Raw genomic sequence first — 10,453 nt, forward strand, 5'->3', positions numbered from 1 at the left:
ATTTTCTCCCCGACCCCGCCCCTTCCCGAAATGGGCTCCGCCCCCACGGCGTACCGTGAGATCACCGGCTTCGCCGAGTTCGTCCTCAAAACGCCGGACGGGCTGAGAGATTGAGGTGGCAGAGACAGTGAGCAAGTACGGATCCTTCCCGGGGGCTCGGCCCCGTCGGCTGCGGACCACCCCCGCGATGCGGCGCATGGTCGCCGAGACGCGGCTTCACCCGGCCGATCTGATCCTGCCCGCGTTCGTGCGCGAGGGGATCACCGCGCCCGTGGAGATCGGCGCCATGCCCGGCGTCGTCCAGCACACCCGCGACAGCCTGCGCAAGGCCGCCGTCGAGGCGCTGGAGGCGGGGGTCTCCGGGATCATGCTCTTCGGGGTCCCCGAGGAGGAGAAGAAGGACGCCGCCGGGACCGCCGGTACGGACCCGGACGGGATCCTGCAGGTCGCCCTGCGGGACGTCCGCGCGGAGGTCGGTGACGACCTCATCGTCATGTCCGACCTCTGCCTGGACGAGTTCACCGACCACGGGCACTGCGGGGTGCTCGACGGGGAAGGGCGTGTCGACAACGACGCGACCCTCGAGCGGTACGCCGAGATGGCCCAGGTCCAGGCCGACGCGGGCGCCCATGTGGTGGGCCCGAGCGGCATGATGGACGGTCAGGTCGGCGTGGTCCGGGACGCGTTGGATCAGACGGGCCACGAGGACGTGTCGATCCTCGCGTACACGGTCAAGTACTCGTCGGCCTTCTTCGGGCCGTTCCGCGAGGCCGTCGGATCGTCGCTCAAGGGTGACCGCAAGACCTACCAGCAGGACCCGGCGAACGCCCGCGAGTCCCTGCGCGAGCTGGCGCTCGACCTCGGAGAGGGCGCCGACATGGTGATGGTGAAGCCCGCCGGCCCCTACCTGGACATCCTCGCGCGGGTCGCCGACGCGGTCGACGTGCCGGTGGCGGCGTACCAGATCAGTGGCGAGTACGCGATGATCGAGGCCGCCGCCGAGCGGGGCTGGATCGACCGGGATCAGGCGATCATGGAGTCGCTGACCGGCATCAAGCGGGCGGGCGCGAACATGATCCTCACTTACTGGGCGACCGAGGTCGCCAAGAAGCTGTGACCGCGTGACCGCGTGACCGCGTGACCGCGTGACCGCGTGATCGTGTGACTGTTTGACCTCAAGCTTGCTTGAGGTTGCAGGGTGGTGTGCGTGGACACTCTGAGGAGGGCATATGCGCGCCGTTGTTCTGCATGAGTTCGGACCTGCCGAGAATCTGACGTACGAGACCTGGCCCGACCCCGTGGCGGGGCCGGGCCAGGCGCGGATCGCCGTACGGGCGGCGGGAGTTCACTTCGTCGAGACCGTCATGCGGCGCGGCGACGCGAGCGACATGGCGCCGCCGCTGCCGGAGCTGCCCTCCGTGTTCGGCGGGGAGGTCGCGGGGGTGGTGGACGCGGTGGGCCCCGGCGTGGACCCCGCTTGGCTGGGGCGGTCGGTGGTGGCCTCGCGCAGTGAGCCCGGCGGGTATGCCGAGCTGTCGGTCGCCGCGGTCGATGCCCTGCACGAGGTGCCGGACGGGCTCGGATACGAGTCGGCCGTGTCGATGGTGATGACCGGGGCGACGGCCATGGGTCTGCTGGATGTCGCTCAACTCACCTCCGACGACGTGGTGTTGGTGACGTCGGCCGCCGGTGGGATCGGGCGGCTCGTCGTCCAGTACGCGGCTGAGATCGGGGCCGTCGTGATCGGTGCCGCCGGTGGGCCCGACAAGGTCGAGGCGGTCTGGGAGCTCGGCGCCGATCTCGCCGTCGACTACAACGAGCCCGGCTGGACGGACCTCGTGCGGGAGCGCCTCGACGGGCGGAGCGTGAGCGTCGTACTGGACGGGGTGGGCGGCGAGAAGTCCGCCGCGGCCTTCGGGCTCATCGGTGACGGCGGCCGGTACGTGGTCATCGGGTGGTCGTCCCAGGAGGGCTTCGAGCCGGACGCGGATGTGGTGGAGGAGCGGGGAATCTCCGTCACCAACGCGCTGCTGCGGCTGATCGAGCACCCGGAGGACGGGCCCGAGCACGAGCGGCGGGCCCTGGAGGCCGCCGCGAAGGGGGAGTTGGTGCCCGCGGTGCAGACGTTCCCGCTGGCGGAGGCGGCTGCGGCCCATGCGGCCATGGAGCGGCGGGAAACGACGGGGAAGGTCGTGCTGGTGCCTTAGCGCTCCGCTGGGTCTGCGGGTGATGAACTGCGGTCTTGTGGGGGCTGGTCGCGCCCACGCGGCGGAGCCGCACATGTCACGGCCCCGCGCCCCTTACGGGGCGGGGAGCCGCAGCTCCCTTCGGAGAAAAGACCGGTCAGTTCTTCTTGAGCAGGGTCGCCAGGCGCGAGAGCCCGTCCGCCGCGTGGCCCTCGGTGATCGAGCGGTCCAGGAGGCTCTGGAGCGGCGCGAACAGTTCGTCGCTGATGCCTGCCTGGGCGTAGGCCGTAAGGAAGTTGGGCAGTGCGGCCTGGTTGATCTCGAGCGACGACACGTCCGTGAGGTGCTGCCCGGAGTCCAGCGCTTCGGCCATGCCGGGAACGAGACCGTCCGTCATGGCATTGACCCAGTCCTTGAGCAGCGGCGCGAACTCGTGCGCCGGTACGCCTGCGCTGCCGATCAGGGCGTAGGCCTGGACGACGCCCATCACCATGCCGTACATGCCGGTGAGCAGGGAGAGGTCGTACAGCGCGGCCAGGCCGGGGTCCTTGCCGACCCACTTGGTGCCGGCGAGCGCCTCCAGCGTGGGCCGGTGCGTCTCGTAGGCGGCCTCGTCCGTGCCGCTGTAGAGGATGTACGCGCCGGGCGTCGCGATCATCTGCGGTACGGCCATGATGCCGCCGTCGATGTACGTGATGCCGTGGGCCGCCGCCCAGTCGGACAACTCCCTTGCCTGGCCGGGCGTTCCGTTGGTGAGGTTCACGACCGTGCGGCCGGCGAGGGTGTCCGCCTCCGGGGCGAGGAGGGCGCGTACGCCGTCGTTGGTGGTGAGGCAGACGACGACGAGAGGGCCGGCGGCGATGGCCTCCTGGGCGGTCGCCGCGGGGCTCGCGCCCTGGGCGACCAGGGGGCCCGTCTTGCCGGCGGTGCGGTTCCAGACGGTCGTCGGGTGGCCCGCCTTGATCAGCGCGGCGGCGAGGGCGGAGCCCATCAGGCCGAGGCCGAGGACGGATACGGGGGCGTTGGCGGCGGGCATGGGGGCTCCTTCGGAGGGGCGTTCTGAGCGCTGGTGGGTACGCCTTTGATCCTCATGGGGCGCTTCGGGCGGGACAAGTACCGACTCATTAGTGCGGTACTTACCGAAAGGTGTGTGACCTGGTCAGGGCGGTCCGGGGTGTGAGGCGCGCATCACATCCGGGGGTTGTCACATCTGCCCGAGTCCATCCGTCAGACGTGTGTAAGACCAAGCAAGAGACGCAAAGCAAGAGCCGCAAGAAGCGACACAGAGGAGCTCGTCATGGAAGCCAGGCTGAACCTGTTCGGCAACGAGATCGCCGCCAAGCTCGTCCGGCACTTCAACTCGGCGGGCAAGGTCATCGCGGACTCGACGCTGCCGGCCGAGACGCAGGAGCTGGTGAAGATCCGCGCCAGCCAGATCAACGGCTGCGGATTCTGCACCGACATGCACACCAAGGACGCTGCCGCCGCCGGTGAGACCTCGGTCCGCCTCAACCTGATCGCGGCCTGGCGCGAGGCCAAGGTCTTCACCGACGCCGAGCGCGCGGCGCTGGAGCTGGCGGAGCAGGGCACGCGTATCGCGGACGCGGCCGGTGGTGTCACGGACGAGGCGTGGGCGAACGCCGCCAAGCACTACGACGAAGACCAGCTCGCCGCCCTTGCGGCGTTGATCGCCCTCATCAACGCCTACAACCGTGTGAACGTGATCGTCCAGCAGCCGGCGGGCGACTACGAGCCGGGCATGTTCGGGTGACCGGAACTTCCCGGAAGCCCCAACTGCCTTACCCCTCCCGCCTGGCGGCGTGCTTGGATGGATCTCGGGGTTTCACGGGACGGGAGGGGCTTCGGTGGACGGCGCGGGGGACTTCGCGGAGTTGTTGCGGGAGCTCAAGGGGCGGTCCGGGCTCAGTTACGGGGTGTTGGCCAAGCGGCTGCACGTGAGCACGTCCACGTTGCATCGGTACTGCAATGGGGATGCGGTGCCTACGTCGTTCGCGACCGTGGAGAAGCTGGCCCGCCTGTGCGATGCCTCCGCGGAGGAGCTGGTCGAGGTCCATCGGCGGTGGATTCTCGCTGACGCGGGGCGCGGGAAGCGGGGCTCTGCCGACCCTGGTGGCCCGGTGGCCGGGGGCGCGCCCTCGCCCGGTGTGGCGGCTGACGTCGAGCAGGCGGCAGCGCGACCCGGGGGCCGGCGGCGGCGTGCCGTTGCTCTCGCCGCTGTTGCTGTAGCCGTGGTGCTGGGTTCAACCGCCCTTGCTCTGAACGGAGTTCCGGGCAAGGGCGATGGAGACGGAGACGGCGGCAAGCGGAACGGTGCCGCGACCGCCGGCGGCGGGCCATCGGGCTCTGCCTCCGCCTCTCCCTCCAAGGGCGCAGAGCACGCGCCCGAAGGCAAGGAGAAGGAGCGCTCCGCCTCCGCGTCCCCCTCCGAAGGGCGCAAGGGCGGCGCACCCGGCGGCAGCGGCGCCAAGTCCCCTTCCCCCCAAGGGGAAGAGCGCGGAGGCGACCTCGGCGTGCCCCTCACCACGCGCACCAGGCCGTACGTCTACGAAAGCCCCTGCAGCCAGAACTTCCTGGTCGACCGGAAGCCGAACCAGGTGCCCAAGCCGCCGGTCGAGCAGGACGCACCGGGCTGGGCCGCCGACCTCGGGGCCGTCGCGTCGGGCGAGCAGTTCATCGAGGTCACCGTGCAGGGCATGGGCAAGGAGACCGTCGTACTGCAGGGCCTGGACGTCCGCGTACAGAGCACCGCGTCGCCGCTGGACTGGAACAACTACGAGATGGGTGTCGGCTGTGGCGGCGGCGTGGAAACCAAGTCCTTCGGCATCGACCTCGACGACGGCGCACCGCGCGCCGCCCCCAAGGCGGGCCAGCGGGACTTCCCGTACAAGGTGAGCGAGAGCGACCCCGAGGTCTTCTACATCAAGGCCAACACCGAGGCGCACGACGTCCGTTGGTACCTGGAGTTGGAGTGGTCGAGCGGCCATCGGCACGGAGTGCTCCGCATCGACGACCAGGGCAAACCGTTCCGCACCAGCGGCCGCGAAGGGCGGCCGACGTACGGCTGGCCGAACGGCGGATCGCAGTGGATCGCCCCGCTCGACGGGTGACAGCTCCGGGGTTCCGGCGCGGTGGCAGGCCGTCCGCATCCCGGAATGGCGTGTGTAGGCGGCACCTACATGCTTAGGGTGCGGGCACAGCTGCCCGAGCCGAAGGAGCCGTCGCCGTGACCGTCATCGAGCCCGCCCTTGCCGCAGTCCCCACGCCGCCCCTCGCCGCGCGTGCCGCCTCGGTCGGCGGCTCGCCGGTACGGGACATCCTGGCCGTCACCGCGCGGCCCGAGGTCATCAACTTCGCCGGCGGTCTGCCCGCCCCCGGACTCTTCGACAAGGCCGCCATCGCCGCCGCCTTCGGCGCCGTCCTCGCCGAGCAGCCCGAGCGGGCGCTGCAGTACTCCACGACCGAGGGCGAGCCGGTGCTGCGTGCCGCCATCGCCGCGCGCTTCGGTGCGCGCGGGCTCGACACCGGCGCCGACGACCTCATGATCACCACCGGTTCGCAGCAGGCGCTCTCGCTCCTCGCCACCGCTCTCATCGAACCCGGCGAGACCATCCTCGTCGAGAGCCCCTGCTACCTGGCGGCGCTGCAGGCCTTCGGCTTCGCCGGTGCGCGCATCCTGCCCGTGCCCTGCGACGCGGCCGGCATCGACCCCGCCGCCCTCGACGAACTGGTCGCCCTGCACCGGCCCAAGCTGCTCTACACCGTCCCCACCTTCCAGAACCCCACCGGCCGCACCCTGCCCGCCGAGCGGCGCGCAGCGATCGCGGAGATCGCCGCGCGGCGCGGCCTGTGGATCATCGAGGACGACCCGTACGGAGAGCTGCGCTTCGAGGGCGAGCGTGCGCCGTGGATCGCCTCGTACCCCGGAGCCGAGGACCGCACCGTACTGCTCGGCAGCTTCTCCAAGGTCATGGCGCCCGGCATGCGCCTGGGCTGGCTGCGGGGGCCCGCGGCGCTGCTGCGGGCCTGCGTCATCGCCAAGCAGTCCGCCGATCTGCACACGCCGACCGTCAACCAGCTTGCCGCGGCACGGTACTTGGCGGACAACGATCTCGACGCGCACGTGGCCCATGTCGCGGGGGAGTACCGCGTGCACCGGGACGCGATGCTCGCGGGGCTCGGCGAGGCGTTGCCCGAGGGGTCCAGCTGGATCCGGCCCGAGGGCGGGATGTTCGTGTGGGCGAAGCTGCCGGAGGGGTACGACACGGGTGCTCTGCTGCCGGAGGTCGTCAAGCATGACGTGGCGTACGTTCCCGGGGCGCCGTTCTATGCGGGGGAGCCGGACCGTTCGACGCTGCGGATGTGCTTTGTCACCCAGACGCCGGATGAGATCAGGGAGGGGCTGCGGAGGCTTCGGGGTGCGCTGGTGGGCTGAATCTGCGGGTCGTGTGTGGCTTGTCGCGCAGTTCCCCGCGCCCCTGAAAGCCAGGGGCGCGGGACCCTGCCGTGATCAGAGACGCTCGGGCGTCCTGATGCCCAGCAGTGCCATGCCCTGGTGCAGGGTGCGCGCCGTGAGATCGCACAGGAACAGGCGGTTCTCGACGATCTCCTGCGCCGGGCGCGGCCTGATCACCGGGCACTGGTCGTAGAACGTCGTGAACAGCGAGGCCAGCTGGTACAGATACGCGGCCACCTTGTGCGGCGCGTACTCCGCCGACGCATCGAAGACCGTGTCGCCGAAAGAGTCCAGGTGCAGGCCCAACGCCCGCTCCGCCGGGGCGAGTTCGAGCTCCGGGTGGGCCGTCGCGGTCGCGTCCTCCGCCTTGCGCAGGATCGACTTGATACGGGCGTACGCGTACTGGAGGTAGACCGACGTGTCGCCGTTCAGCGACACCATCTGGTCCAGGTCGAACTTGTAGTCGCGGTTCGCCGACGTCGACAGATCCGCGTACTTCACGGCGCCGATGCCCACGTACCGACCGTTCTCGACGATCTCCTCCTCGGTCAGGCCGACCTTCTCCGCCTTCTCCCGGACGACCGCCGTGGCGCGCTCGACGGCCTCGTCGAGGAGGTCCTCCAGCTTCACCGTCTCGCCCTCACGCGTCTTGAACGGCTTGCCGTCCGCGCCGAGCACCGTGCCGTAGCCCATGTTGTGCGCGGTGACGTCGTCGTTCAGCCAGCCCATCCGGCGGGCCGCCTCGAAGACCATCTTGAAGTGCAGCGACTGCCGCACGTCCACCACGTACAAGAGCGTCGACGCGTCCAGGTCGAGGACGCGGTCGCGGATCGCGGAGAGGTCGGAAGCCGCGTAACCGAAGCCGCCGTCGGCCTTCTGCACGATCAGCGGGACCGGCTGGTCGTCCTTGCCGCGGATCTCGTCGAAGAAGACGACGAGGGCGCCTTCGGAGCGGACGGCCACGCCCGACTCCTCCAGGAGACGGGCCGTCTCCGGCATCAGGTCGTTGTACGCGGACTCGCCGACGATCTCCTCGTCCCTGACCTCCATGTCGAGCTTCTCGAAGACCGAGTAGAAGTAGACCTTCGACTCGTCCACGAACCGCTGCCACAGGTCGAGGGTCTCCTTGTCGCCGGACTGCAGGGCGACGACCCGCTTGCGGGCCCGCTCCTTGAACTCCTCGTCCGTGTCGAAGACCGCGCGTGACGCCTTGTACACGCGGTTCAGGTTGCTCATCGCCTGCTCGCCGTCGACGTCGGCCGCCGGGGCCAGCTGGTCGGGGTGCTCGATCAGGTACTGGATGAGCATGCCGAACTGGGTGCCCCAGTCGCCGATGTGGTGGCGGCCGATCGTCTTCTCGCCGGTGAAGTCCAGCATGTGCCGCAGGGCGTCGCCGATCACCGCGGAGCGCAGGTGGCCGACGTGCATCTCCTTCGCCACGTTCGGCTGGGCGTAGTCGATGACCGTCGTGCCCGCGTGCGGGTTCAGCGGGACGCCGAGCCGGTCGCCGTCGGCGGCGCGCGCCGCGAGCGTCTCGGTGATCGCCTTGTCGGTGACGGTGATGTTCAGGAAGCCGGGGCCCGACACCTCGACGTCGGCCAGCAGATCGCCGTTGGTGATCTGCTCGACGACCTGCGTGGCCAGCTCGCGCGGGTTCGCCTTCGCCTTCTTGGCGAGGGCCAGGATCCCGTTGGCCTGGAAGTCGGCCCGGTCGCTTCGTCGCAGCAGCGGGTCGGCGGTGCCGGCCTCCGGCAGGGCAGCCGAGAGGGCGTCCGCGATGCGCTGATGGACGGAGGCGGTGAGGGACGTGACCGAGGCCATGGAGTGGATGCCGTTCTCCTTGAGGTGCAGATAGACGGGGCCAGTATCCCACGGGGGGAAAAGCGGTTTTCGCTGTTGCGGGTGGAGCTGGGAGAATGGCTCCGTCAAGCGGTACTCACGTAGAAGAAGAAAGGCGTGCCGATCGTGGCTCAGAGCACCGATACCACCGACTGGGTCTCCCGCTACGCGGACGAGGTCATCGCCGAGTCGGAGCGTCGTGCCCCGGGCAAACCGGTCGTCGTCGCGTCCGGACTCTCCCCCTCCGGCCCCATTCACCTGGGCAATCTCCGCGAGGTCATGACCCCGCACCTGGTCGCGGACGAGATCCGGCGGCGCGGGTACGAGGTACGGCACCTGATCTCCTGGGACGACTACGACCGGTACCGCAAGGTCCCGGCCGGCGTCCCCGGCATCGACGAGTCCTGGGCCCAGCACATCGGCAAGCCGCTCACGTCCGTGCCCGCCCCGGCCGGATCGGCGTACCCGAACTGGGCCGAGCACTTCAAGGCGGCCATGACCGAGGCGCTCGACGAGCTGGGTGTCGAGTACGACGGGATCAGCCAGACGGAGCAGTACACGGCCGGGGTCTACCGCGAGCAGATCCTGCACGCCATGAAGCACCGCGGCGACATCGACGGGATCCTCGACCAGTACCGGACCAAGAAGGGCCCGGGGAAGAAGCAGTCGCAGAAGCCGGTCGACGAGGCCGAGCTCGAGGCCGCCGAGGGCTCCGGCGCCGCGAGCGAGGACGACGGCAGCGGCGGCGCCAGCGGGTACTTCCCGTACAAGCCGTACTGCGGCGCGTGCGAGAAGGACCTGACGACCGTCACCTCGTACGACGACGAGAGCACCGAGCTCGCGTACGTCTGCACGGACTGCGGGCACACCGAGACGGTGCTCCTGAGCGAGTTCAACCGCGGCAAGCTGGTCTGGAAGGTCGACTGGCCCATGCGCTGGGCGTACGAGGGTGTGATCTTCGAGCCGAGCGGCGTGGACCACTCCTCTCCCGGGTCGTCCTTCGTGGTCGGCGGGCAGATCGTGCGGGAGATCTTCGACGGCGTGCAGCCGATCGGTCCCATGTACGCGTTCGTGGGGATCTCGGGGATGGCCAAGATGTCGTCCTCCAAGGGCGGCGTGCCGACCCCGGCCGACGCGCTGAAGATCATGGAGGCACCGCTGCTGCGCTGGCTGTACGCGCGGCGCAGGCCCAACCAGTCCTTCAAGATCGCCTTCGACCAGGAGATCCAGCGGCTGTACGACGAGTGGGACAAGCTCGACGCGAAGGTCGCGGACGGCTCCGTGCTGCCCGCCGACGCCGCCGCGCACTCGCGCGCGGTGCGCACCGCCGCCGGTGAGCTGCCGAAGACGCCGCGCCCGCTGCCGTACCGGACGCTCGCGTCCGTCGCGGACATCACGGCCGGCGCCGAGGACCAGACCCTGCGGATCCTGCGGGACCTGGACCCGTCCGACCCGATCACCTCGCTGGACGAGGCACGGCCGCGGCTCGACCGCGCCGAGAACTGGATCACCACCCAGGTCCCGGCCGACGCGCGGACGATCGTGCGCTCGGAGCCGGACGCCGAGCTGCTCTCGTCCCTGGACGACGCGAGCCGTGAGTCGCTGCGGCTGCTCCTCGATGGCCTGGACTCGCACTGGTCCCTCGACGGGCTCACCCACCTGGTGTACGGCGTTCCGAAGGTGCGGGCCGGGTTCTCCGCGGACGCCACGGCGAAGGAACTGCCGCCGGAGATCAAGGTCGCGCAGCGGTCGTTCTTCGCCCTGCTGTACCGGCTGCTCGTGACCCGGGAGACGGGGCCGCGCCTGCCCACGCTGCTGCTCGCCGTGGGTGCGGAGCGGGTGCGGAAGCTTCTGGGTGCGTAGGGGTACGTGAAAGGGGGCGCCGTCCAGTGTCTGGGCGGCGCCCCCTTTCGCGTGCCGCGGACTGCACCGCCGCTTCGCGGCGGATCTTTCC

8 protein-coding genes are annotated in these 10,453 nt (G+C 70.1%); 6 read left to right on the forward strand and 2 right to left on the reverse strand.

The window, feature by feature from the left end:
• The first annotated feature begins 127 nt into the window (after positions 1-127).
• On the forward strand, positions 128-1,117 hold the full coding sequence (gene hemB / locus E2651_RS35650) for a porphobilinogen synthase (protein WP_135335407.1): 990 nt from the start codon (positions 128-130) through the stop codon (positions 1,115-1,117).
• Between the two features lie 112 nt (positions 1,118-1,229).
• Complete coding sequence (locus tag E2651_RS35655) at positions 1,230-2,207, forward strand: zinc-binding dehydrogenase (protein ID WP_135335408.1); 978 nt, start codon at positions 1,230-1,232, stop codon at positions 2,205-2,207.
• Between the two features lie 136 nt (positions 2,208-2,343).
• Here E2651_RS35655 and E2651_RS35660 read toward each other — a convergent pair whose 3' ends face one another.
• Positions 2,344-3,222, reverse strand: a complete 879-nt coding sequence (locus tag E2651_RS35660; protein ID WP_135335409.1) for an NAD(P)-binding domain-containing protein — start codon at positions 3,220-3,222, stop codon at positions 2,344-2,346.
• A gap of 261 nt (positions 3,223-3,483) precedes the next feature.
• On the opposite strand from E2651_RS35660, the gene E2651_RS35665 reads away from it, so the two are divergent.
• The 3 genes from E2651_RS35665 to E2651_RS35675 all read left to right on the forward strand — a co-directional run bounded on the left by E2651_RS35665 (position 3,484) and on the right by E2651_RS35675 (position 6,639).
• Positions 3,484-3,957 carry a carboxymuconolactone decarboxylase family protein gene (locus E2651_RS35665; protein WP_135335410.1) on the forward strand — a complete coding sequence of 158 codons (474 nt, stop codon included), beginning with the start codon at positions 3,484-3,486 and terminating at the stop codon, positions 3,955-3,957.
• A 94-nt stretch (positions 3,958-4,051) separates the two neighbouring features.
• Positions 4,052-5,314 (forward strand): helix-turn-helix transcriptional regulator, encoded by a 1,263-nt coding sequence (locus E2651_RS35670; protein WP_135335411.1) that lies wholly within the window; start codon positions 4,052-4,054, stop codon positions 5,312-5,314.
• A 116-nt stretch (positions 5,315-5,430) separates the two neighbouring features.
• A complete protein-coding gene (locus E2651_RS35675; protein ID WP_135335412.1) occupies positions 5,431-6,639 on the forward strand; it encodes a PLP-dependent aminotransferase family protein in 1,209 nt (402 codons plus the stop codon).
• A 75-nt stretch (positions 6,640-6,714) separates the two neighbouring features.
• Here E2651_RS35675 and argS read toward each other — a convergent pair whose 3' ends face one another.
• Positions 6,715-8,481, reverse strand: coding sequence for an arginine--tRNA ligase (argS, locus tag E2651_RS35680; RefSeq protein WP_135335413.1), 1,767 nt, complete (start codon positions 8,479-8,481; stop codon positions 6,715-6,717).
• A gap of 135 nt (positions 8,482-8,616) precedes the next feature.
• Here argS and lysS point away from each other — a divergent pair, with 135 nt between their 5' ends.
• The gene (gene lysS, locus E2651_RS35685) at positions 8,617-10,362 is read left to right on the forward strand and encodes a lysine--tRNA ligase (protein ID WP_209446327.1); all 1,746 of its coding nucleotides are present in this window, start codon (positions 8,617-8,619) and stop codon (positions 10,360-10,362) included.
• Positions 10,363-10,453 lie beyond the last annotated feature (91 nt).

Origin of the sequence: Streptomyces sp. MZ04 (assembly GCF_004684775.1) — a bacterium.
In the GTDB taxonomy this organism is placed as follows: Bacteria; Actinomycetota; Actinomycetes; order Streptomycetales; family Streptomycetaceae; genus Streptomyces.

Bases quoted from the DNA above. Each gene is read 5' to 3' on its own strand.
- E2651_RS35655 (WP_135335408.1), top strand. From the start codon at position 1,230: ATGCGCGCCGTTGTTCTGCATGAGTTCGGACCTGCCGAGAATCTGACG.
- E2651_RS35660 (WP_135335409.1), bottom strand. From the start codon at position 3,222: ATGCCCGCCGCCAACGCCCCCGTATCCGTCCTCGGCCTCGGCCTGATG.
- E2651_RS35665 (WP_135335410.1), top strand. From the start codon at position 3,484: ATGGAAGCCAGGCTGAACCTGTTCGGCAACGAGATCGCCGCCAAGCTC.
- argS (WP_135335413.1), bottom strand. From the start codon at position 8,481: ATGGCCTCGGTCACGTCCCTCACCGCCTCCGTCCATCAGCGCATCGCG.